The 22,455-nt window shown below is 73.6% G+C and carries 20 protein-coding genes; 13 read left to right on the top strand and 7 right to left on the bottom strand.

Annotated elements, in window-relative coordinates:
* Positions 1-37 precede the first annotated feature (37 nt).
* The gene (locus DEI92_RS10105) at positions 38-940 is read left to right on the top strand and encodes a LysR family transcriptional regulator (RefSeq protein ID WP_258370155.1); all 903 of its coding nucleotides are present in this window, start codon (positions 38-40) and stop codon (positions 938-940) included.
* Here DEI92_RS10105 and DEI92_RS10100 read toward each other — a convergent pair.
* Entirely contained in the window at positions 893-2,575 is a 1,683-nt protein-coding gene (locus DEI92_RS10100) for an APC family permease (RefSeq protein ID WP_111013375.1), read from the bottom strand. The genes DEI92_RS10105 and DEI92_RS10100 overlap by 48 nt on opposite strands.
* A 115-nt stretch (positions 2,576-2,690) precedes the next feature.
* Between DEI92_RS10100 and DEI92_RS10095 the strand changes: the two genes are divergently transcribed.
* Entirely contained in the window at positions 2,691-3,215 is a 525-nt protein-coding gene (locus DEI92_RS10095; RefSeq protein ID WP_111013374.1) for an AAA family ATPase, read from the top strand.
* A gap of 40 nt (positions 3,216-3,255) precedes the next feature.
* Here DEI92_RS10095 and DEI92_RS10090 read toward each other — a convergent pair whose 3' ends face one another.
* On the bottom strand, positions 3,256-4,689 hold the full coding sequence (locus DEI92_RS10090) for an amidohydrolase family protein (protein ID WP_111013373.1): 1,434 nt from the start codon (positions 4,687-4,689) through the stop codon (positions 3,256-3,258).
* 134 nt (positions 4,690-4,823) lie between these two features.
* On the opposite strand from DEI92_RS10090, the gene DEI92_RS10085 reads away from it, so the two are divergent.
* On the top strand, positions 4,824-6,122 hold the full coding sequence (locus DEI92_RS10085) for an amidohydrolase family protein (RefSeq protein ID WP_111013372.1): 1,299 nt from the start codon (positions 4,824-4,826) through the stop codon (positions 6,120-6,122).
* A 66-nt stretch (positions 6,123-6,188) separates the two neighbouring features.
* On the opposite strand, the gene DEI92_RS10080 is transcribed toward DEI92_RS10085, so the two are convergent.
* The gene (locus DEI92_RS10080) at positions 6,189-6,635 is read right to left on the bottom strand and encodes a hypothetical protein (protein ID WP_111013371.1); all 447 of its coding nucleotides are present in this window, start codon (positions 6,633-6,635) and stop codon (positions 6,189-6,191) included.
* 129 nt (positions 6,636-6,764) lie between these two features.
* Between DEI92_RS10080 and DEI92_RS10075 the strand changes: the two genes are divergently transcribed.
* Positions 6,765-7,319, top strand: a complete 555-nt coding sequence (locus DEI92_RS10075; RefSeq protein WP_111013370.1) for an AAA family ATPase — start codon at positions 6,765-6,767, stop codon at positions 7,317-7,319.
* Here DEI92_RS10075 and DEI92_RS10070 read toward each other — a convergent pair.
* Together DEI92_RS10070 and DEI92_RS10065 are read right to left on the bottom strand one after the other, a co-directional pair.
* A complete protein-coding gene (locus tag DEI92_RS10070; RefSeq protein ID WP_111013369.1) occupies positions 7,213-8,217 on the bottom strand; it encodes a hypothetical protein in 1,005 nt (334 codons plus the stop codon). The two genes, DEI92_RS10075 and DEI92_RS10070, sit on opposite strands and share 107 nt — an antisense overlap.
* 79 nt (positions 8,218-8,296) lie before the next feature.
* Complete coding sequence (locus DEI92_RS10065; protein WP_111013409.1) at positions 8,297-8,851, bottom strand: histidine phosphatase family protein; 555 nt, start codon at positions 8,849-8,851, stop codon at positions 8,297-8,299.
* Positions 8,852-9,141: 290 nt separating this feature from the next.
* Here DEI92_RS10065 and DEI92_RS10060 point away from each other — a divergent pair, with 290 nt between their 5' ends.
* Positions 9,142-9,945 (top strand): ferritin-like domain-containing protein, encoded by an 804-nt coding sequence (locus DEI92_RS10060; RefSeq protein ID WP_111013368.1) that lies wholly within the window; start codon positions 9,142-9,144, stop codon positions 9,943-9,945.
* A gap of 49 nt (positions 9,946-9,994) precedes the next feature.
* On the opposite strand, the gene DEI92_RS10055 is transcribed toward DEI92_RS10060, so the two are convergent.
* Both DEI92_RS10055 and DEI92_RS10050 read right to left on the bottom strand, forming a co-directional pair.
* Positions 9,995-12,781, bottom strand: a complete 2,787-nt coding sequence (locus tag DEI92_RS10055; RefSeq protein ID WP_111013367.1) for a molybdopterin cofactor-binding domain-containing protein — start codon at positions 12,779-12,781, stop codon at positions 9,995-9,997.
* Entirely contained in the window at positions 12,778-13,656 is an 879-nt protein-coding gene (locus tag DEI92_RS10050; RefSeq protein WP_111013366.1) for an FAD binding domain-containing protein, read from the bottom strand. Before DEI92_RS10050 ends, DEI92_RS10055 begins: the two co-directional genes overlap by 4 nt.
* Positions 13,657-13,938: 282 nt before the next feature.
* Here DEI92_RS10050 and allB point away from each other — a divergent pair, with 282 nt between their 5' ends.
* From allB to uraH, 8 genes are all read left to right on the top strand, one after another.
* Positions 13,939-15,315 carry an allantoinase AllB gene (gene allB / locus DEI92_RS10045; RefSeq protein WP_111013365.1) on the top strand — a complete coding sequence of 459 codons (1,377 nt, stop codon included), beginning with the start codon at positions 13,939-13,941 and terminating at the stop codon, positions 15,313-15,315.
* Positions 15,308-16,492 (top strand): acetamidase/formamidase family protein, encoded by a 1,185-nt coding sequence (locus DEI92_RS10040; RefSeq protein WP_375342540.1) that lies wholly within the window; start codon positions 15,308-15,310, stop codon positions 16,490-16,492. Before allB ends, DEI92_RS10040 begins: the two co-directional genes overlap by 8 nt.
* A complete protein-coding gene (locus DEI92_RS10035; protein ID WP_258370154.1) occupies positions 16,482-18,149 on the top strand; it encodes an AtzH-like domain-containing protein in 1,668 nt (555 codons plus the stop codon). Before DEI92_RS10040 ends, DEI92_RS10035 begins: the two co-directional genes overlap by 11 nt.
* A gap of 81 nt (positions 18,150-18,230) precedes the next feature.
* The gene (locus DEI92_RS10030) at positions 18,231-19,478 is read left to right on the top strand and encodes an alanine--glyoxylate aminotransferase family protein (RefSeq protein WP_111008988.1); all 1,248 of its coding nucleotides are present in this window, start codon (positions 18,231-18,233) and stop codon (positions 19,476-19,478) included.
* Positions 19,475-20,752 carry an allantoate amidohydrolase gene (locus tag DEI92_RS10025; RefSeq protein WP_258368464.1) on the top strand — a complete coding sequence of 426 codons (1,278 nt, stop codon included), beginning with the start codon at positions 19,475-19,477 and terminating at the stop codon, positions 20,750-20,752. Before DEI92_RS10030 ends, DEI92_RS10025 begins: the two co-directional genes overlap by 4 nt.
* Positions 20,749-21,648, top strand: a complete 900-nt coding sequence (locus DEI92_RS10020) for a MurR/RpiR family transcriptional regulator (protein ID WP_111013364.1) — start codon at positions 20,749-20,751, stop codon at positions 21,646-21,648. Before DEI92_RS10025 ends, DEI92_RS10020 begins: the two co-directional genes overlap by 4 nt.
* The gene (gene uraD / locus DEI92_RS10015; RefSeq protein ID WP_111009327.1) at positions 21,635-22,129 is read left to right on the top strand and encodes a 2-oxo-4-hydroxy-4-carboxy-5-ureidoimidazoline decarboxylase; all 495 of its coding nucleotides are present in this window, start codon (positions 21,635-21,637) and stop codon (positions 22,127-22,129) included. The genes DEI92_RS10020 and uraD overlap by 14 nt, the downstream gene beginning before the upstream one ends.
* Entirely contained in the window at positions 22,126-22,455 is a 330-nt protein-coding gene (uraH, locus tag DEI92_RS10010; protein WP_111008990.1) for a hydroxyisourate hydrolase, read from the top strand. The genes uraD and uraH overlap by 4 nt, the downstream gene beginning before the upstream one ends.

The following is a 22,455-nucleotide window of genomic DNA, read 5'->3' as shown; positions in this document are numbered from 1 at the left end:
GAACGACGATCCCGTTGTCCTGCCACAATGTCTACTTGTGGTCCGACGACTGACCGATCGCTTGCTCGACCTCGACACCATCGAGGTCCTCGATCGCGTGGCGGAGACCGGCTCGTTCTCGCGGGCAGCCACCTCGCTCGGCATCACCCAGCAGGCGGTGTCGGCCCGGATCGGCGCCGCGGAGCGGCTGGTCGGCGTGCCCTTGCTCCGGCGGTCCTCGAGCGGATCGACCCTGACGACGGCCGGCACCACGGTGCTCGAGCTCGCTCAGCCCGTGCTCGAAGCGGCCCGGCGGCTCGAGGTGGGGATCGACGCGTTGCGAGCCGACACCGGTTCCCTCACGGTCGCTGCTTCCCAGACGGTCGCCGAACTGTTCCTGCCGTCCTGGTTGCTCGAACTCCGCGTGGCGCTCCCGACGGTCATGGTCCGGCTCCTGGCGGGGAACTCGGCGGACGCGGTCGAGCACGTCCGGTCGGGGCGTGCCGATCTCGGGTTCGTCGAAGGCCCGTCGATGGCGACCGACCTGCGCCACGCCCCGCTCATGGACGACGAACTCGCCGTTGTCGTCTCGCCGGATCACGCCTGGGCGGAACGCGGGGTGGTCGCGGCAGCCGACCTCGCGAGCACGCCGCTGCTCGTGCGGGAGGAGGGGTCGGGCACGCGCGCGACCTTGGAGGCATGGCTCCATGCCGCCGGCCTGTCACTCCACGAGCCGGCCGCTGTGCTCGGCACGACTGGTGTGGTGCGGGCGAACGCCGTCGCCGGTGTCGCTCCCGCTGTCATGAGCCTCCGGACCGTCGCGGCCGAGCTCGGCAGCGGTCGCCTCGTCCGGATCCCGGTCGCCGACCCGCCTCTCGTCCGACCGCTCAGCGCCATCTGGTCCGCCAGCCTGTCAGCACCGGCGCGGACGCTCCTGGCGCTGGCCGGACGCCACGCCTGAGCGACTACCGCCCCGCGTCGATCCGCTGCCCCGGAGCTCGTCGACGAGTTCGGGACGCGAGCGCATGTAGCGGATCCCGGACTGCGTGCCCCACACGTACAGGCCGGCCGCGAGCACCGCGAGCACGACGGAGTCCCACGGCGCCCCGATGAGGCCGAGGCCGCCGAAGCTCCCGATCGCCGACATGCCGTAGACGACGGCGAGGTACGCGACGAGCCAGATGCCGCCGACGACCTCACCCGCACCGTGGTGCTGCAGGGCGTACGTGACCGCGTACCAGATGAGTCCGACGACGATGATCGGGATGGTGAGGACCAGCTCGGACCACGGCACCCAGTAGATGACGAGCGCGCTCACGACGAACGCGAACGGCGCGATCACCGACATCCCGGGCAGGCGTGCCGCTCGGTCCGCCAGACCCGACCGCCGGAACGCGACGAGCGAAACCGAGCCGATCGAGAACGTGAACGCGATGAGCGTGCCCGTCACGCCGATGATCGCGTGCCAGCTCGGCAGGGGGAGCAGGAACAGGATGCCGACGAGGAAGTTCGTGATGAGCGCCCGTCGCGGCACGCCGGATCCCGGGTGCACCTTGGCGAACCACGAGGGGAAGAACCGGTTCTTCGCCAGGCCGAACATGTTGCGCGCGTTCGACGCCGTGAAGACGATGCCCGACCCCGACGGCGACACCATGGAGTCGGCGATGAGGACCCAGTACAGCCAGGTCATACCCAGGAGCATGGCGAGCTGCGCGAAGGGCGAGTTGAAGTCGATGCCGCTCCAGCCCTTGCCGAGCAGGTGCTGCGGCACGCCGAAGATGAACGCGAGCTGCAGCAGCAGGTAGAGCGCGATCGCCGCGAGGATCGTCGTGACGAGTGAGGCCGGGATGTTCCGGTGCGGGTTCCGGGCCTCGCCCGACAGCTCGACGATGTTGCGGAAGCCGGTGTAGGCGAACACCATGCCCGCGGTCGCGATGGTGCCGAGGGCCGCGCCGATGCCGTACGGGGCGAACCCGCCGCCGGCGGCGAAGTTGTGCGTGCCACCCGCGCCACCGCTGTGCGTGAACCCGCTCGCGAACAGCATGACGATGGTCAGTGTCGGGATGCAGATCTTGACCGCGGTGACGATGTTGTTGCTGCGTGCGAAGAACTGCACACCGAAGTAGTTGACGACGACGAACACCGCCATGAGGCCGATGGCGACGAGGATCCCGGGGAACGTCAGCTGGCCGTGGCGGAAGAGCCCGGGGATGTACGAGCTGGCGTACTGGACGACCCCGGACGCTTCGGTCGGCGGGTTCGCGACGTAGGTGACCCACATGCTCCAGCCCACGATGCTCGCGGCGAAGCGCCCGTTCGAGTACAGCGGGTACCGGACCAGCCCACCGGATTCCGGGTGCACCATGCCGAGCTCGGCGAACACGAGTGCGACCGCGAGCATGACCGCGCCGCCGATCACCCACGCGATGAGCGCTGCCGGCCCCGCCGTCTGTGCGGCGTACATCGCGGAGAACAGCCAGCCCGAACCGATGACGCTGCCGATTCCCGTGGCGACCAGGGACCAGTAGCCGAGCCGCTGCTTGAGGTGGCTGTCCTCGCTCGTGGCGGGCTGGGGGACCGGACTCGCGCTGACCATGCACCCGTCGTACCCCGATCCACGTCGGTTGGCACGACTCGAGCCGCCCGCGGACCACGGCGCGCCGACATCCGGGAGGTCCGTGTCGGCATGTGCGACCGGTACAGTCCCGCGCATGATCGTGTGGATCAACGGCACCCACGGTGTGGGGAAGACGACGACGAGCGCGCTCGTGCAGCAGATGCTCCCGGACGCGCGCGTCCTCGACGCCGAGAAGGTCGGTGAGGTCCTCATGGACATCCGACCGGGCCTCCCGGCGACCGACGACTTCCAGCACTGGGCGCCCTGGCGACCGCTCGTCGTCGAGACCGCCCGACGCGTGCTGCAGTACACCGGTGGGATCCTCGTCATGCCGATGACCGTCCTGGTCGAGCGGTACTGGCGCGAGATCAGCGACGGCCTCGCCGCGCATGACATCCCGGTCCGCCACTTCGTCCTGCACGCCGACCGGGAGACGATCCGCGACCGGATCCAGAACGACCCGGTCCTCGGCCCGTCGACGTTCCGCTTCTCGCGCCTGGAGCCCTACGCCGAGGCCGCTCGCACCTGGCTCCACGCCGAGGCGGAGGTGGTCGACACGACGCACATCGACCCGACGCAGGCGGCGCAGCGGATCGCCGCAGCGGTCCGCGCTGGCTAGGGCCGGAGGCCTGCGGACCCGTGCCCACGGGCCTCCCGATTCAGGGCCGCTCCGTGCCCTCGAGCGGGGCCCCGCCGAGCGCGGACAGCCGGGACAATCCCGCCTCGGCGACGAGCTGCTGGGCCAGCGGCCGCGCCCGGGCGACGGCCTCGGCCGGGTCGACGCGCGTGACCTCGCCATCGGCGAGGCTCAGCTCGCCGTCGACCCACACGTCCTTGACCTCGCGGCTCCCGGCGACGAAGACGACCGCCTGGTAGGGGTCGTGCACGTTCGCCAGGGCCGGACTGTCGCCGTCGAACACGACGACGTCCGCGCGCTTGCCGGGCTCGAGCGAGCCGATCTCGCCGTCCATCCGCAGCGCCCGGGCGCCGCCGATGGTGCCCATCTCGAACGCTTCGCGGGCGCTCATCGCGGTCGCCTGCAGATCGCGGATCCGGGCGAGCAGCGCCGCGGTCTTCATCGCCTGCAGGAAGTCCTGGGAGTCGTTCGAGGCGGGACCGTCCACGCCGATGCCGACCGGGACGCCGAGGGCGCGGAGTTCGGCGACGGGCGCGATGCCGCTCGCCAGGATGCCGTTCGCGACCGGGTTGTGTGCGACGCCGACGCCGTGCTCCGCGTAGAGCTGCCGGTCCTCCCGGTCCACCCACACGCTGTGCGCGGCGATCACGGGGACGGCGAACATGCCGGTGGCCGCCGCGTGCCCGACGACGGTCTTGCCGGTGCGCTGTCGCGCCGCGGTGACCTCCTCGCGCACCTCGTGGATGTGGATGTGGATGCCGTGGCCGCCGTCCACCGCGTACCCGATGTGCTGCTCCCACGCGGCGTCGGTGTAGCGGCCGATGGAGGAGATCCCGACGCGGAACGAGCTGTACCGGCTCGCGGCGGTGGCCTCCTCGAGCACACGGAGTTCGTCGAGGATCGGCGCGGGCCCGAAGTCCCGGTCGACGTCACCGGACCCGAACGAGAGCACGCCGCGGAGCCCCAGCTCGTCGAGCGCCTGGACGACGCCCGGCGTGGCGGGGTCGCCCGGGATCGGGTCCGAGCAGAACATGTCGTTCGCCGTCGTCACGCCGCTGCGGAGCATCTGGATGCCCTGGAGCATCGTCCCCGCGTACGCCTTGTCCCGCGTCATGACCGGGTTGACGGGTGCGATGAGTTCCTGCAGCCACTCCCACAGCGTGTACTGCGAGCCGATGCCGGTGATGAGCCCCTCGCTGAAGTGCCCGTGGGTGTTCACGAACCCGGGCGTCACGATGTCGTACGCCCCGCCGCGGACGACCGCGTGTGGGTTCGCCGCCCGCAGGTCGTCGTAGCTGCCGACCGCCGCGATGCGATCGCCGTCGACGAGGACGGCACCGTCACGGATCGCCGCGGGCGTCGGCGAGGCGTCGGAGTGTGCGGGGACACCGGCGACGGGGACGGACTCGGGCGCTCCGGTGAGCACCCATCCGCCACGGATCAGGGTCTGGGCCATGCCTGTGACCCTAGGGGCGACGTGTTCCGGGGATGTTTCCGGTCGGTCACGAGCGTCGGCGGGTCCCGCCCCCTCGTCATCGTGCCGAAACACACCGCCACCGCCCGGAAACACTGCGCTGCTACAACGGCCCCATGCTCACCGTCACCGGCGCCGTCCGTGTCCTCGTCGATCCCGGCACGGAGCGCGGCGGCGACGTCGTCCTCGAGGACGGCCACGCGGAGTCCTCCACCCTCGACGCGACGGGCTGCGTCGTCACGCCCGGACTCGTGAACGCACACCACCATCTGTTGCAGACGGCGTTCCGCACCCTGCCCGGAACGCGTGGGGTCCCGATGGCGGACTGGCTCCCCGCGATGGCCGCCGCCTACGGACGAGCGGGGCACGACCCCGAGCTGTACGGACTGGCGGCGACCGTGGGAGCCGCCGAGGGCCTCCTGAGTGGCGTGACGACCATCGCCGACCACCACCTCAACTGGCCCACCGACGCCACGCCCGAGGACACCGCCGCGCTCGCGCGGGCGACGGCCGACGCCGTCCGCGCACTCGGCGGCCGACTCGTCTTCGTCCGCGGCTCCGCTCGGGACGACCCGGAGCAGGCCGCGGCGTCGGCCGACGCGATCGTCGGCGCCCTGCTCGGCCGGGAGGCCGTGGGCGGCGTCGACCCGGACGGTCGCCTCCAGATCGCGGTCGGGCCGGCGGGCGTGCACTCCGACGCGCGCGAGACCTTCCTGGCACTCGGTGAGGTCGCCGCGCGCCACCGCCTCCGGCGGCGGACGCAGGCGAACGAACAGGTGGACACCGCGATCGCGCTCGAGCGGTACGGCCGACGCCCCATCGACCTCCTGGAGGAGTGGGGCTGGCTCGCACCGGACGTCACCATCGCGCATCTGTGCGACGTCACGGACGACGAGATCACCCGACTCGCCGGGGCCGGTGTCACCGCGACGCACGCGCCGGGCTGCGACGTGCCGATGGGCTGGGGGATCGCACCGGTCGCCCGCCTCGCCGACGCCGGGATCGCCGTCGGACTCGGGACGAGCGGTGGCGGGAGCAACGACGCCGGCCACCTGCTCGCCGACGCCCGTCTGGCCATGCAGGTGTCCGCGCTCGTCGGCCCGCAGCTCCCGGCCCGCCAGGTGCTCGGGATGGCGACCGCCGGGTCCGCCGCCGGTCTCGGTCGGCCGGAACTCGGTCACCTGGGTGCCGGGACCGCCGGTGATCTCTGCGTGTGGGACGTCTCGGGCGTCGCCGATGCCGGCGTCGACGACCCGGTCGCGGGCCTCCTCTGGGCGTCACCCGGTCGCCGTCCACGGCACGTCGTCGTCGGCGGCCGCGTCGTCGTCCGGGACGGGAGGCTCGTGGGCGCGGACGAGCGCGAGCTGGCGGCCCGGCTGCGGGAGCGGTTGGCTCGGACGCCTGCGGTGGCGTAGGAGGCCGCCAGCGTCACCAGGGCCGGGGAGCGCGACGCCGCCCTCGGACGGGAGACCCCGTGTGGCTCAGGCGGGCAGCTCGCCGAGCACGCGCCGCCACGCCGTGGTGAGCGTCTGGTACTCGTCGTCCGGGATCAGGTCGCGGACGCCGGCCGCGAGTACCGCGGAACGGACGGCTTCCTGCGCGCCGTCCTCGGCGAGTTCGTCGTCGTGGATGTGACGGAGGTCGCGTGCAGCCGCACGGCCGGCGTCCTGCGCGGCTTCGATCTCGTCGACTCGGCCCGCGGTGCCCGCAGCGTGGAGCGCGTGCTCCCAGGCGGCGACGAGCTGCACGTTCGTGACGACGGGGACGTCGATGCCCCCCTGGATCTCGAACGCCCAGCTCGGCTCGGGCAGCACGATGTCCTCGTCGGCCTTCCACAGGCGACCGAGCATCTCGGCCTCATGCGCCGTGAGGGACCCGGCGCGCTCGATCATCGCCTGGAGGTGCTCCGCGTACGTCCGCTTCGACATCGTTGCCTTCCCGACCGCCGCCGGTGCGACGTGCCGTAGGTCATCCTGGCATCCCGACCAGCGAGGTGGCGGGAGACGGCGCCAGATCCGCGAGGACGAGGAAGCGGCGCCCTTGTCCAGGGTCGGGATGTGCTCGACTCCTCCGACCGCCTGACCCCGCCGCCCCAGCGCGTCCTGGTCGCCGGGCCGTCCGGCGCGGGCAAGACCACCTTCGCGCAGCAGATCGAACGCGTCGCCGGGTTGCCGCACACCGAGGTCGACGCGCTCTTCCACGGTCCGGGCTGGACGCCCCGACCTGACTTCGTCGAGGCGGTCGACGCGTTCACGCGCGAATCGAGGTGGGTCACCGAGTGGGCGTACACGTCGCAACTCGGCGACCTCGTGGTCTCGCGTGCGGACACGCTCGTCGCGCTCGACTACCCGGTGCTCCTGCACATGTCCCGCCTCGTGCTGCGGACGATCCGACGGTCGGTGCGACGCGTCGAGCTCTGGAACGGCAACGTCGAACCGCCGCTGCGGACGTTCTTCGGGAACCCCGAGCACATCATCCGCTGGGGCTGGAAGGGCCGCGCACGGATCAGAGCGAACGTCGTCGCCGCTGAGCGCGACTGGCCGCAGCTCCGTGTCGTCCGTCTCCGCTCGCAGCGCCAGGCGGACGCGTGGTTGCGGTCGCTCGCGCTCTGACGGACCGCACCACGATCAGCGCGACGGCGACGATGACGCCGATCAGGACCCCACCCCACACCTGCCACGACCGTGCCTCGGTGGTGAACAGGAGGACCGCGAAGTCCGCGAACTCGCTCGGCACCGTGAGCAGCGCGCGGGACCCGAGCGCGCCGGTCAGCGCCGCGATCGAGGTCGGTCCGATCCACGCCAGCCCGAACGCGACGACGGCCCCGACGATCTGCCGACCGAACGGGCGCTGCCAGAACGAGCCGACCGCGACACCGACCGCCAGCCCGGGCAGCAGGTGGGACACGGACAGCAGATCCGCGGACCAGGTCGGCGGTGCCGTGGTCGGCCGGACGACGAGTGCGTCGGCCCAGTCCGTCAGCGTCGCCGCGGCGAGCGAGATGCCGATCACGGGCCCGGGGGCCGGAACAGCGACGACGAGCAAACAGGCGACGAGTGCGACCACGGTCGCCGACAGCGCGATGACCACCAACCCGAACAGGTAGACCTGCTCCGGGGTGACGAACGTCGCCACGTACCCCGTCGGCCGACGGAGTCCGACCCCCGTGACGACGGCCGACTCGACGACCGCGACGAGGTCGAGCGCGAACACGCCGATCAGCGCGGCCAGCACCGTGCCGATCGTCCGTGGCACGCGCACGGCGCGGAACAGCACGCCGGCGAGTGCGCCGCCCACGACGAGCATCGACGCCATGAGCGCGACGTCGTACTGGCTGAACGGCAGGAGCGCGATCGGCATCTGGTGCGGCGAGGTCACGTCGGACGCCCAGAGGTTCTGCAGCGGCAGCCGCATGCCGGTGATGATCCACGGCAGCAACCCGACCGCGGCGGATCCGGCACCGACGGCGAGTGCGGTCGTGCGGCTCCGGCTGGTCGGTGCGACGGTCATCCGAGGACGCTAGCGGGACGGTGGCCGGCGCGACGTCCTCCGCCCGGTGGATCTGGGGGGCCGCGGACGACCGATCCCGTCAATCCAGCCGCTGCCACCCGGACAGGGCGCGCCATGTGCCGGGGTCGAACGTGAACCAGCTCCCGAGCCCGGGCTGGTCCAGGCCTCGGCTGATCGGTGCGCCGGTCAGGCTCGCCAGCAGGAGACCGCCCACGCCGCCGTGCGAGACGAACGCGACGGAGTCACGCGTGTTCGTCAACTGCCTCCGGACGGCACGCTCGATCCGTCGTTGCGCATCGACCGCTCGTTCCCATCCTCGGATCGACGACGTGGGTTGGGCGAAGAAGGCGTCGACGGTCACGTCGAACTCGTCGGGCGGGAGGTAGCCGGTCGCGCTCCGGTCCATCTCGCCGAGTTCGTGGTCCACCACGACCTCGACGCCCAGGGCCGCGGCCAGGACGGTCGCCGTCTCCCGGGCCTTCCGCTCGGCGCTGCTGACGACGTGGGCAGGACGCGGAACGACCTCCACCGCATGGGCGGCGCGCGCCCGTCCCGCTGCCGAGAGGCCCCAGTCCTCGACACGCGCCATCGGTTCGATCGTCACTTCTGGATGGGTGATGAACGTGCACGGCATGTGGAGACGGTACCGAGGCCCCGCGCACGCGGCGGTGGTGCTGGAGGCCTGTCGACTGACGTCCACTCGGTCGTCCGGCCGAGCGACCTCGTCCGGGCGGCTGACGACGGCGGGGTTCCCGACGACGACGATCGTCCCACCAGCGCCCGGTCCGACACCGGAGCGAGGCGCGTCGACGGAGCGGACCGGCAGCGGTCCGACGGAGGGGAGTTGTGATGGACGACAGGTCGAGCGCGGCGGGGACGACATGGACCGGAGCAGGCACCGAGCACCCTGCACGAACAGCGCTGGTGGATGCGCAGTCGTCGGGGTTCGACCCCTGGGTCGCGTACTTCGAGGCGAACACCGCGCGACAGCAGCGACTCGAACGGGACTGGGACCGGTCGGCTCCCGTCGTGCTGAGCGACCGGCAGCGGCGTGGGTTGGTGCGGTCGTTCCAACGGCTCGAGCTCGGTGAGGGCGGCGACGGGGTCCGGCTGCTGTCCAAGGCGAGGGCGGCCGGCGACCCCGTGTACACGCGGGCCCTCGAGCTGCTCGTGTCGGAGGAGCAGAAGCACTCCGCGCTGTTCGGCGTGGGCCTCCGCCGGATGGGCGCACCCTCGCTCCGGAGGCACTGGTCCGACTCGGCGTTCACCCGACTGCGACGTCTGCTCGGGCTGCGCACCGAGATCGCGCTGTTCATGATCGCCGAAGCGGTGTCCGTCGAGTACTTCGAAGCGCTCGCGGACCACGCTCCCGATCCGATCCTGCGCGGGATCGGCGAGCGCATCCGGACGGACGAACGCGAGCACCTCCGGTTCCAGGTCGACGGACTCCGAGCCGGGTTCGCCGACGCCTCCGACCTCACGAGGGCCGCCGTCGGGGTCGCGTGGTGGGTCGTCGCCGTCGGAGCTGCGACGGTGTTGTGCGTCGACCACGCCGAGGCGCTCCGTGCATGCGGACGGCGACCGCTCGGCTACTGGGGTCGCGCACTCCGGCGGTTCCGTTCCGTCGCGCGGTCAGCCCTCTGGAGCGGGCCCTCCCGCGAACCGTCGGAACCGGGCGACCGTCCGCACCTGCTCGGCCCCGAGGTGGTGATCGACGCGGCGAGCTGACCCGCGCGCACCGTCAGGCGCCTCCGCGATGCGGTGCCGACCACCCCGCTCAGCCCGCCTCCCCGTTCGCGAGCGCCCAGACCCGGTCCCGCGTCATCGGGAGGCGGTGGGGACGGACGCCGATCGCGTCGCGGACCGCGTTCGCCACGGCCGGCGCGACGGGGTTGTACGGTGCCTCGCTCATGGACTTGGCGCCGAGGGGCCCGAGGGGGTCGTGCGTGACGGCGAACACCACCTCGGTCCGCGGCACGTCGGAGATCTTCGGGACCCGGTAGTTCCGGAAGCTGTCGGTCGTGACGCGGCCGGTGTCGTCGAGCACGACCTCTTCGTACAGCGACGAGCCGATCGCCTGCGCGGTGCCGCCCTCGACCTGGCCGCGGAGCTGTTCGGGATTCATCACGGTGCCCGCGTCGACCGCCTGGACGCTCTGCAGGATCCGGACCTCGCCCGTCGGTCGATGCACCGCGACGCGGATCCCGTGCACCGTGAACGCCACGGATCGCGGCGTGCCGTCGTGGTGGCCGTGCGCGACGAGGGGACCGTCGGCGAGGAGCTCCGCGGCGGACACGAACTCGTGCCCGATCCGGACGCCGTCCGGTTCGACGGCCACGCTCGGCCCGAGGATGCCCGACGCCGTCCGCGGAGTCCGCGCTGCGACGACGTCGAGGGCCCGGGCCGTCATCGCCTCGCGCAGGTCGAGGGCGGCCGCGTACAGGGCCTTGCCCGCGACGACGACCCCGGCCGAGCCGAACGCACCCGTGTCGTGCCGGGCGGCGTCGGTGTCCGACTGGTGGATGTCGACGCGGTCGGGCGTGGTGGCGAGCGCCGTTGCGACGAGCTGCGCGTGCACCGTCGTCGTGCCGTTGCCGAACTCGGCCGTCCCGACGCCGATCCGGTAGCGCCCCTCGGGCGTCAGCGCCACGGTGGCGTGGGCGTGGTGGCCGCGCGGGGGCAGGGTCGCGATCGCCGCCAGCGCCATGCCCGATCCGAACGCCCAGTCGCCGGACGCGGGGTCGAGCGCGGGGCCGTCCATCCGCGGCACGAGGGCATCCCGCGCGGCGGTGTCGGGTCCGGTCCGCAGGGCGCCCTCGACCAGGTCGATGCACTGGTCGAGTCCGTAGCTGCCGTCGAAGTGCAGGTCGGACTCCTCGTCGGGGTCGGTGACGACGAGCGGATCACCCGGCACGATGACGTTCCTGCGGCGCATCGTGAACGGGTCGATGCCGAGGCGGCGCGCGAGTTCGTCCATGGCGGACTCGATCGCGAACACGACCTGCCCGAGTCCGTAGCCGCGGAACGCCCCGCCGGGCAGGTTGTTCGTGTAGACGGACTCGGCGTCGACGCGCTTGGCCGCGCACCGGTACACGGCGACGGACTCGCTCACCGAGTGGAACATGACGCCGATGCCGTGGTTGCCGTAGGCACCGGTGTCCATGGTCTCGTCGACATGGAGGGCCGTGAGGACCCCGTCGGCGGTCGCACCGAGTCGGACCCGCACGCGCATCGGGTGCCGCGTCGGGGCGATCGTGAACTCGTCGCGTCGCGCGTACTCGTACTGTACGGTCCGACCGGTCCGGAGGACGGCGAGCGTCACGAGGTCCTCGGTCAACATCTCCTGCTTGCCGCCGAACCCGCCGCCCACCCGCTTCGCGAGCACCCGCACCCGCTCGGGGTCGAGTCCGAACACGCGGGCGATCTCGTCGCGGACCAGGAACGGCACCTGCGTCGAGGTCCGGAGCACGAGTCGGCCGTCGTCGTCGAACCACCCGCGGGTCGCGTGGGTCTCGAGCGCTGCGTGCGAGACCCGGCCGGTGGTCCACTCGCCGTCGACGGTCGCGGCCGACGCGGCCAGCGCGGCCTCGACGTCCCCGGTCTCGTCGTGGAACGCGGCGACGACGTTCCGACCCGGCTCCGCGATCCGGTGCTCGTCCGTGGTCTTGTCGCCGTGCAGGAGCGGCGCGCCCGGAGCGCGGGCGGCGTCGGGGTCGTGCACGCTCGGCAGCACCTCGTACTCGACGCGGATGTGCTCGCACGCCTGTTCGGCGATGCGCACGCTGTCCGCCACGACGGCCGCGACGCGTTGCCCGCGGAACCGCAGCACGCGGTCGAACACGCGGGTGTCGTCGGGGTCGTCGAGCCGCGACTCGTGGCGTCCGGTGGAGAACAGGACACCGGGGTCGTCGTGGTGGGTGAGGACCGCGTGGACGCCGGGCAGGGCCTCCGCGTCCGTGACGTCGATCGCGGTGATGCGTGCGTGGGGGTGGGGGCTGCCGAGCACCGCGACGTGCAGGAGCGCCTCGGTCTTCCGGACGTCGAGCGTGTACTCCTCGCGGCCCGTCACGATGCGCATCGCCGCCGGGGCGGCCACCGAGGTGCCGACGGCGTCGCCGGTGGTCGGCGTGCAGGTGTTCCGCACACCGGCGAGCGCGTCCTCGATCGCCCGGTAGCCGGTGCAGCGGCAGAGGTTGCCCTTGAGGTTCCGGTGCAGGTCGGCGTGGTCGTCCTCGGTCAGGGTCGACGCGGTGACGACGAACCCGGCGGTGCAGAACCCGCACTGGAACGCGGCCGCGTCGGCGAAGGCACGCTGCACGGGGTGCGGGTCCTCCGGCGTCCCGAGCCCCGCCGCGGTGGTGACGGTCGCACCGTCGAGCCGATGGGCCGGCGTGATGCACGCGTGCACGGGTGTGCCGTCGACGAGGACGGAGCAGGCACCGCAGTCGCCGGAGTCGCAGCCCTTCTTGACGGCCGTCACGCCGTGCTCGCGGAGCAGGGTCCGGAGGACCTGACCGGGCTGCGGGGCGACCTCGAGCTCGGCGCCGTCCACGTGGAGCCTCACGACGCCTCCCCGGCCCGGCCGATGGCGCCGCCGACCGACGCCGCGGCCTCGTCCCGGAGTTCGTGTGCGAACCGCACGCTGACCGCGCGGCGCCACGCGGGACTCCCGTGTGGGTCGTCGTACCAGTCGGTGACGTCGGCGAGCACGGCGGCCAGCGCGTCGTGCGATGGGACCGCGTCGAACCGGAGCACGACCGGGCGCGGTGTCGCGGCGGTGACGACGAGCGTGAAGCCGCCGGGGACGCCGGAGGACCCGGGCGAAACCGACCGACCCGGACGCCCCCACCGGGCGGTGACGAGCGCCCCCGACCGTCCGTGCGGGCTGAGCGACACCCGTCGGTACCCGGTCTCGTGGCGGAGCGCGGCGACCGGGACCTCGAACGCCCGCAGCACCTCGCCGTCCCGCAGGTCGAGCGTCCGCACGCCCTGCACGAGGTGCTCGACGGCCGTCCGGCGCTCGGCCCCGTCGGGGGTCCACACGACGGCCGTCGCGTCGAGCGTCGCGAGGAGTGCGATCATCGCTCCCGCCGGGAGCCCGACCGCGACGTTCCCGCCGACCGTCGCCGCGTTCCAGATCTTGAACGAGGCCAGGAGCGCGTTCGCGCACCGACCGACGAGCGGCCACGCGGTCCAGTCCGGGTCGGGGGCGGTGCGGACGAGGGTGGCGATCGTGCAGGTCGCGGCGATCGTGAGCGTCTCACTCGTGCGTTCCACGTCGGGCCAGCCGAGCGTCGTGAGGTCGACGAGCCCGGTCAGGCCCGGCTGCTCCTCGGAGTGGAGCCAGGTGCCGCCGCCGAGCGGTCGCTCACCGGGTGCGAGGGCGAGGTCGTCGCGGTGTGTGGGTGTCCGCACGGTGCGGACGGTGACGAGGTCCATGGACGGATCCGATCTGCGGGAGGGGGACGGGGACGCGCGGGTCGACCGGACCTCGGCCGTGCGCGATCATGCCCCGGTTCCACGCCGCGAGCGGTCGTCGGTGCGTGACCATGGCGACCTCCCGTCCCGGATCCGGGCTCGCCGCCGGACCTCGTGTGCAGCGACGCTACGGTCGGCGTGTTTCGGCCGGGGGGTCGGCGTGTTTCCGCCCGGTTACGGCTGGCGGGGTGTCGACCCACCCGCCGAGACATGCCGGAAACACGGCTGTGCGATCCTCCCGACATGCAGCCTCAGCGAACCGATCCGGGAGGCGCGGTGCACGCGACCGCGCCGGTCGCCGTCCGCGGCCACCACGTCTGGACGGACGGCGCGTTCCGTCCGGCCACGGTCCTCGTGCGGGACGGCCTCGTCGACGCCGTGCTGCCCCTCGACGCACCGGTGGAGGTGCCGGTCGTCGAGCTCTCGGCCGGCCGGGTGCTGCTCCCGGGGCTCGTCGACACGCACGTGCACGTGAACGAGCCGGGCCGGACGGAGTGGGAGGGCTTCGCGTCGGCCACCCGTGCCGCGGCGCTCGGCGGTGTCACGACCATCGTCGACATGCCGCTCAACTCGGTGCCCCCGACCACCACCGTCGACGCACTCGCCGTCAAGCGGGAGCGGGCCGAGGGTCGGGTCGCGGTGGACGTCGGGTTCTGGGGCGGCGCCGTCCCCGAGAACCTCGGTGCGCTCCGGCCCGTGTGGGACGCCGGCGTGTACGGCTTCAAGAGCTTCCTGGCACCCTCCGGCGTCGACGAGTTCGGCCACCTCGACGCCGACCAGCTCCGGCGTGCACTGGCGGAGATCGCGGCGTTCGACGGCGTGCTCATCGTGCACGCCGAGGACCCCGCGCACCTCGCGGACGGCGGAGCCCTCGGCACGGGATACGGCGCGTTCCTGGCGTCGCGTCCACCGGCCGCCGAGGAGGACGCGATCGCCCGGGTGATCGACGGCGTCCGCGCGACCGGGGCACGGGCGCACGTCCTGCACCTGTCCGACGCCGGAGCGCTGCCGATGCTCCGCGCCGCCAAGGGCGAGGGGCTGCCGATCACGGTCGAGACCTGCCCCCACTACCTGACGATCGACGCGGAGTCCGTGCCGGACGGCGCGACCGAGTTCAAGTGCTGCCCGCCGATCCGCGAGGCGGGCAACCAGGACGCCCTGTGGGCGGGCCTGCTCGACGGCACGATCGACATGGTCGTCACCGACCACTCGCCGTCGACGGTCGACCTCAAGCGGGGGAGCGGCGGCGACTTCGGCCTCGCGTGGGGTGGCATCGCGGGCCTCCAGGTCGGGTTCCGCGCGATGTGGACCGAGGCGGCCCGGCGGGGTGTGCCGCTGGAGCGGATCGTGCCCGCGTTCACCACCGGGCCGGCCGCCCTCGTCGGCATGACCGACCGTGCGGCGATCGCGCCCGGCGCCGTCGCGCACCTCGTCGAGTTCGACCCCGACGCCGAGGACACCGTGCACGTCGAGGCGCTCGAGCACCGCAACCCGATCTCGGCCTACGACGGACGGACCCTCCGTGGCCGCGTCACGCGCACGTGGCTGCACGGCGCGCAGATCGCGACCGCCGACCAGGGCGTGACCGCAGTCGCAGGACGGCTGCTCCGCCGTGCCTGAGCCGCAGGGGGGACGCGCCGTGGAGCGGGCGGACGTGACGGAGTGGGGGACGGTCCTCCCGGACGGCGTCCTGCAACCCGGGACCGGACCGGTGCGGGGCGACCACCTCGTCGAAGCGCGACCGGGCGACGTGCTGTGGGGGCGCCTCCCGGCGCGTGACGACCGGCCGGTCACGACCGTGCAGCCCGGCGACACCGTGACGTTCGACACCGTGAGCCACGAGGGTATCCTCGCGGACCAGGGCGGCGATCCGGTGGCGTTCTTCGCCCGGCACGGCGTCCCGCGGGAGTTCGTGCTCGACGACGCCGTCGCGATCACCGAGGAGCTCCGTCGCGACCCGGTCGACGGGCCGCACGTGGTCTCGCGGCCGGTCGCCGTCGCGGGCGCGGAGCCCGGCGACCTCGTGTCGATGACGCTGCTCGAGGCGATGCCTCGCGTGCCGTACGGGATCGTGTCGAACCGGCACGGCCGCGGGGCGCTCCCGGGCGAGATGCCGCGCGGCGAACTCCCGGTGAGCGTGTTCGCGGACGTGGTCGAGCGCGACGGCGAACTGCGCGGCCGTCTGCCGGTCGCCGACGGCGGCCCGCGCCTCGTGACGTTCCCGCTCCGGCCGTTCCTCGGCATCGTCGGCGTGCAGGTGTCCGACGACCTCCGCCCGCACTCGGTGCCGCCCGGCCCGCACGGCGGCAACCTCGACATCGCGCTGCTCACCGCCGGGACGACGCTGCACCTGCCCGTGCAGGTCCCGGGTGCCGGGGTGTACGTCGGCGACCCGCACTTCGCGCAGGGGGACGGCGAGGTCGCGCTCACCGCCATGGAGGCCTCCCTCCGCGCCACGTTCCGGGTCGACGTCGTGCCGCGCGAGCGTGCGCTGCAGGAGTTCGGTGAGCTCGCCGGGCCGCTCGGCGAGACCGCGGAGTACCTCGTGCCCACCGGCCTCGACGCCGACCTCGACGAGGCCGTCCGGCGGTGCGTCCGCCAGGCGATCACGCTCGTCCGTGCCCGGTGGGGTGTCGACGAGCACATCGCGTACGCGTACCTCAGCGCCGCGACCGACTTCCGCGTGTCGCAGGTCGTCGACCTCGTGTGCGGGGTGCACGCGACCATCCGCGTGGCCGACTTCACCGCGGTGCCCCGTGCCGCGGTGCCCCGTCCGGCGGTGCCCCGTGACCGGTGAGGTCGGCGGGGTCGACCCGCGCGCGACGGTGACCGGACCGAGCTGGCCGGAGGGCCTGCACGCGGCGTTCGACCGCTACGAGGCGGCGTTGCTCGCCGACGACGTCGCGGTCCTCGACGCGCTCTTCGAGCCGGGGCCGGAGACCCTCCGCGCCGACGCGGCCGGGCTGCTCGTCGGACACGACCGGATCAGCGCCTTCCGCTCGGCGCGTGGCGGTGTGCCCGGGCGGAGCATCGGACGGACCGAGCTGCGGCCGCTCACCGACGACGTCGTGCTGGTGGTGGCCGAGTCGCACGTCGACAGCGGCGGCCGGGGCATCCAGACGCAGCTCTGGCGCCGCACGGAGGGCTCCTGGCGCATCGCCGCCGCGCACGTGACCGGCCGGGCACCCGCGTTCGACCGGACGATCTGGCGCGTCGTCGGCGACCCCCTGGTGCCCGGCGCGTCGGTGCCGGCACCGGACCGAGGAGCACGGGACCCAGCGCTCCCGCTCGCCGGTACCGCGTTCCCGCTCGCCGGTGCCGCGCTCCCGCTCGCCGGCGTCCGGGTCGCGGTCAAGGACCTGTTCGCCATCCGCGGGCAGGTCGTCGGTGCGGGGAACCCGGTGTGGGAGCGCGAGGCCCCGCCGGCGACCACCCACGCTCCGGCCGTCCGTGCCCTCCTCGACGCGGGCGCCTCGATCACCGGCATCGCCCGGACCGACGAGTTCGCCTACAGCATCGCGGGCCGCAACGCGCACACGGGCACCCCGCCGAACGGCGCGGCGCCGGACCGCATGCCGGGCGGCTCGACCTCCGGCCCGGCGGCCGCCGTCGCGCTCGGCCAGGCGGACCTGGCGCTCGGCACCGACACGGCCGGGAGCGTCCGCGTCCCCGCCTCGTACCAGGGGCTCTGGGGGCTCCGGACGACGCACGGTCTGGTGGACCGGGAGGGACTGCTCCCGCTCGCGCAGTCGTTCGACACGATCGGGTGGCTGGCCCGGGACGCCGCGACCGTCCGCGCCGCCGCGGTCGCGTCCGGTGCATCCCGCCCCGCCGATGTGCCCCCGGACCGAGACGCCGCCGACCCGCCCCTCGACGCCGCCGACCTGGTCGTGTCCCGAGCGCTCCTCGACGCGGTCCAGCCCGCGACCGGCGCTGCCTTCCGGCGGTGGCTCGCGGCGGCCCGGCTCGAGCCCGACGAGGTCGCGCTGCCGCCGCTCGACGAGCTCGCCGAGACCCTCCGCGTCGTCCAGGCCGCCGAGGCGTGGCGGAACGACGGCACCTGGGTGACCGCGCACCGCGACGCCCTCGGCGTGGACGTGCTCGCCCGCTTCGACGCTGCCGCCGCCATGGACGCCGCGGCCGAGGCCACGGCCCGCCGCCGACTCGCCGAGCTCCGCACCGCGGTCCGGACCGCGCTCGACGGACGGGTCCTGTGCCTCCCGACCGTGCCCGGCCCCGCGCCGCTGCGCACGGCCGACGCGGCGGACGTCCAGGTGGTCCGTGCCGCGACGCTCCGCATGACGGCCGTCGCCGGGGTGGGCGGTCTGCCCGCGGTGTCCGCACCGTTCCTCATGGTCGACGGCGCGCCCGTGGGCGTCTGCCTCGTCGGCTCACCGGGACGCGACGTGGCGCTGATCGACCTCGCCGTGTCGCTCGGCACGCCGCGGCGCTGAGCGGTAACCGGGCGGCGGCACCTGTTACACGCTTGAAACGACTGGCCCAGTAGCGTCGACCGTGGAACGGAAGGAACACAGATGCAGCCAGTCGACCCGCCCGCACGACTCCTCATGGGTCCCGGCCCGGTCAACGCGGACCCGCGCGTGCTCCGGGCGATGTCGACCCCGCTCGTCGGGCAGTACGACCCGTGGATGACCGCGACGATGACCGAGACGCAGGGCCTGTACCGCCAGGTGTTCGGCACCGACAACGACGCCACGGTGCTCGTCGACGGCACCTCGCGCGCCGGGATCGAGGCCGCGCTCGTGTCCCTGCTGGCGCCGGGTGACCGGGTGCTCGTGCCCGTGTTCGGGCGCTTCGGCCACCTGCTCGTCGAGATCGCCACCCGCGCGCAGGCCGAGGTGCACACGATCACGACCGACTGGGGCCAGGTGTTCCCGCCGTCCGTGATCGAGGAGGCGATCATCGCGACCCGGCCCACGGTCCTGGCGATCGTGCAGGGCGACACGTCGACGACGATGAACCAACCGCTCGACGAGCTCGGCGCGATCTGCGCCCGGCACGGCGTCCTGCTCTACACGGACGCCACGGCGAGCCTCGGCGGCAACGCGTTCGAGATGGACGCCTGGGGGATCGACGCGGTCACCGCGGGCCTGCAGAAGTGCCTGTCCGGTCCCTCGGGCAGTGCGCCCCTCAGCCTGTCCGACGCCGCCGTCGCGGTCGTGCGGTCACGGCACTCGGTCGAGGCCGGCATCCGCGAGCCGGGCGACGACGTGCAGGACGACCCGATCCGGTCGAACTACTTCGACCTCGGCATGGTCCTCGACTACTGGGGGCCGCGACGCCTCAACCACCACACCGAGGCCACGAGCATGCTCTACGCCGCGCGGGAGTGCGCCCGTGTGCTGCTCGACGAGGGGCGCGATGCCTTCGCCGCCCGGCACGCCCTGGCCGGCGCCGCGATGCTCGAGGGGGTCCGCGCGCTCGGACTCAGGGTGTTCGGCGACGTCGCCCACAAGATGCACAACGTCGTCGCGGTCGAGATCCCCGAGGGCGTCGTCGGCGACCGGGTCCGCTCCGCCATGCTCGAGGACCACGGCATCGAGATCGGCACCTCGTTCGGGCCGTTGCACGGTCGTGTCTGGCGGATCGGCACGATGGGGGTGAACGCCCGGAAGGACGCCGTCGTGACGACCCTCGCCGCGCTCGAGCAGTGCCTCCGTCGTGCGGGCGTCGCGGTTCCGCAGGGGGGCGGCGTGGACGCCGCGCTCGACGTCTACGCGGGCGTGCGCGCGACGCCGACCGTGGACCGGGAGGCACGGTGACGGAGCCGACGCGCGCCTCCCGTCCGGCGGCGGCACGGGCCGCGACGATCGCCGACCGCTGCGACGAGCTCGCCGCCGTGACCTCGATGGAGGGCGGCATCCGCCGCGTGTACCTGTCCGCCGAGCACGCGCGGGCGAACACGATCGCGGCCGGGTGGATGGAGCAGGCGGGGCTGCGGACGTGGCAGGACGCCGCGGGCAACCTACACGGACGGGTGGCGGCGCTCGGTGCCGACGGTGATCCCCGACCGGTGCTCCTCGTCGGCTCGCACCTCGACACCGTGGTGGACGCCGGACGGTACGACGGCATCGTCGGCGTGCTCATGGGCATCGCGCTCGTCGAGCTGCTCGGTGACCGCGTCCACGACCTGCCGTTCGCGATCCAGGTCGTCGCGTTCTCCGACGAGGAGGGCACCCGCTTCGGCAAAGCACTCCTCGGTTCCTCCGCGGTCGCCGGCGTGTGGAACGACGCGTGGTGGGACCTCGCCGACGGAGACGGCACGACGCTGCGCGACGCGTTCACCGCGTTCGGGCTCGACCCCGCCCGGGTCGGGGAGGCCGCCGTCGACGCCGGATCGCTCGCCGGGTACCTCGAGGCCCACATCGAGCAGGGCCCGTTCCTCGACCGGTCCGGGCAGGCACTCGGTGTCGTCACGAGCATCGCCGCTGCGCGACGGTTCAGCGTCGAGGTCGTCGGGGAGGCCCGGCACGCGGGCGGGACACCGTACGAGATGCGCCACGACGCGCTGCTCGGCGCGGCCGAGGTGGCCCTCGCGGTCGAACGGACCTGCGTGGCCGAGCAGCACATCGGTACCGTCGGCACCATGACGGTCGAACCCGGCGCGGTGAACGTCATCCCGGGGCACGCGCGGCTCTCCGTCGACCTCCGGGGCGAGTTCGACGACGGACGGGACCGTGTGTGGGACGCCCTGGTCGCGGAGTTCGACCGGATCGCGGAGCGCCGCGGCCTGACGATCACGCCGACCGAGGTGCACGCCGCGCCCGCCGTGTTCTGCGCACCGCGGCTCATGGACGCCGTCCGGACGGGCATCCGGGCGACCGGCGAACCGACCCCACCGGAGCTGTTCTCGAAGGCGGGCCACGACGCGATGTCGCTCGGCCTCGTGACGGACGTCGCGATGCTGTTCCTCCGGAACCCGGACGGCATCAGCCACCACCCCGACGAGTTCGTGTCGGTGGCGGACATCGCCCTCGGGCTCGACGCGCTCGTCGCCGCGGTCGAGGCGCTGGCGGCGGCGGAGGTCGGCCCGTGACGGCGCCGGACCTCCGGAGCCGGATCGCCCGGGTCTGGGACGACCTCACCCCGGCCGAACGACGGGTGGCGGCCGTGGTCCGGGACGACCCCGAGCTCCTCGTCCTCCGCACCTCGGCGGAGACCGCGGCCGAGGCCGGCACGTCGAAGGCGACCGTCAGCCGGCTCGTCCGCGCGCTCGGCTACCGCGACGCCGCCGACGTCCGCGAGGCACTCATGGCAGCCCGCGGTGCCGGCCTGCCGTGGTCCGCCGAGGACGCCGCGCACGTCGACGCGCGCGAGGTCGAACGCCGGAACCTCGACGCCGCGTTCGCCTCCCTCGGCCGGGCGGACCGCGCGGGACTCGCGCGCCGCATCGTGCACGCCCGACGCGTCACCGTGGTCGGGGTCCGCAACGCCCATCCGATCGCGCTCCAACTGCGCGCCCAGCTCGCCCAGGTCCGCGCCGACGTGCGACTCGCTCCCTCCGCGGGCCAGAGCGTCGGAGAGGACGTCGCCGACGTCGGGGCCGAGGACCTCGTGGTGGTCGTGACCGTGCGTCGGCACGCCGCGGTGGTCGGCGCGCTCGTCGAGCAGTGCGTCGCGAACGGTGCCGACGTCGTCGTCATCGCCGACCCGACCGCCGCGGTGCTCGCAGCGTCCGCACGCACCCTCGTGCTGTGTCCGGTCGACTCGCCGTCCGCCTTCGACAGCCTCGCCGCGATGGCGGCGGTCGTCGCGGCCATCGCGAACGACGTGTACGACGCGAGCGGCCCGGCGGGACGCGACCGCGTCGCCGCCATCGCCAGCACCTACGCCGCGCTCGGCGAACTCGACGAGGGCGACCGTCGGCGCCCCACAGGACGACCGGGAGGTCCGCAGCGGCACCCGGGGGAGGACCGCCATGGACGTGACTGAGTTCGACGCCCTCGACCCGGACGCCGCCGCGGCGCTCGTCCGGAGCTGGGCCGACGTCCCGCGCTGGGTGGACGCGGTCGTGTCCGCCCGTCCGTACGCGACGACCGCCGCGCTCGCGCAGCACGCCGGCGACCTCGCGGCCGGCTGGACCGACGACGAGGTCGAGGCCGCGTTGGCCGACCACCCCCGCATCGGCGACCGGGCGACCGGCACCGGCGCGAGCGCCGCGGCGTCGCGGACCGAGCAGGCCGCCTCCGCCGACACGGATGCCACGACCGCGGCCGCGATCCGCGAGGGCAACGTCGCGTACGAGGCGCGGTTCGGCCGGGTGTTCCTCATCCGTGCCGCCGGCAGGACGGGTCCGGAGATCCTCGCCGAGCTCCGGCGGCGACTCGACGACGACGACGACACCGAGCGGGCCGAGGTCGCGGAGCAGCTCCGCGCGATCGCCCTGCTCCGGCTCGAACGGAGCGTCGCATGAGCCACGTGACCACCCACGTCCTCGACACGACGCACGGGAGGCCCGCCGCGGGCATCGCCGTCACGCTCACCGACGCCGCCGGCTCCGTGGTCGCGGTCGGCACGACGGACGAGGACGGCCGGGTCGGGGACCTCGGCCCGGACCTCCTGCCGCCCGGCGCGTGGACGCTGACGTTCGCCACGGGGGAGCACTGGGCGCGACTCGGGCTCCCCGTATTCCACCCGCGCGTCGACGTCACCTTCGTCGTGCCCGAACCCCCGGCGGGCCACTACCACGTGCCCCTGCTCATCAGTCCGTTCGCCTACTCCACCTACCGAGGGAGCTGA

Source organism: Curtobacterium sp. MCBD17_034 (assembly GCF_003234515.1).
Classification (GTDB): domain Bacteria; phylum Actinomycetota; class Actinomycetes; order Actinomycetales; family Microbacteriaceae; genus Curtobacterium.
Note: the sequence above shows the minus strand (reverse complement) of the source record. Positions and strands in the feature narration are given on the sequence as shown.

What these genes read in the sequence shown, in the direction of transcription:
- uraH (WP_111008990.1), top strand. Translation starts at nt 22,126, where the DNA reads ATGAGCCACGTGACCACCCACGTCCTCGACACGACGCACGGGAGGCCC.
- DEI92_RS10090 (WP_111013373.1), bottom strand. Translation starts at nt 4,689, where the DNA reads ATGGCCCAGACCCTGATCCGTGGCGGATGGGTGCTCACCGGAGCGCCC.
- DEI92_RS10030 (WP_111008988.1), top strand. Translation starts at nt 18,231, where the DNA reads ATGCAGCCAGTCGACCCGCCCGCACGACTCCTCATGGGTCCCGGCCCG.
- DEI92_RS10095 (WP_111013374.1), top strand. Translation starts at nt 2,691, where the DNA reads ATGATCGTGTGGATCAACGGCACCCACGGTGTGGGGAAGACGACGACG.
- DEI92_RS10065 (WP_111013409.1), bottom strand. Translation starts at nt 8,851, where the DNA reads ATGCCGTGCACGTTCATCACCCATCCAGAAGTGACGATCGAACCGATG.
- DEI92_RS10085 (WP_111013372.1), top strand. Translation starts at nt 4,824, where the DNA reads ATGCTCACCGTCACCGGCGCCGTCCGTGTCCTCGTCGATCCCGGCACG.
- DEI92_RS10070 (WP_111013369.1), bottom strand. Translation starts at nt 8,217, where the DNA reads ATGACCGTCGCACCGACCAGCCGGAGCCGCACGACCGCACTCGCCGTC.
- DEI92_RS10100 (WP_111013375.1), bottom strand. Translation starts at nt 2,575, where the DNA reads ATGGTCAGCGCGAGTCCGGTCCCCCAGCCCGCCACGAGCGAGGACAGC.
- DEI92_RS10080 (WP_111013371.1), bottom strand. Translation starts at nt 6,635, where the DNA reads ATGTCGAAGCGGACGTACGCGGAGCACCTCCAGGCGATGATCGAGCGC.
- DEI92_RS10050 (WP_111013366.1), bottom strand. Translation starts at nt 13,656, where the DNA reads ATGGACCTCGTCACCGTCCGCACCGTGCGGACACCCACACACCGCGAC.
- allB (WP_111013365.1), top strand. Translation starts at nt 13,939, where the DNA reads ATGCAGCCTCAGCGAACCGATCCGGGAGGCGCGGTGCACGCGACCGCG.
- uraD (WP_111009327.1), top strand. Translation starts at nt 21,635, where the DNA reads ATGGACGTGACTGAGTTCGACGCCCTCGACCCGGACGCCGCCGCGGCG.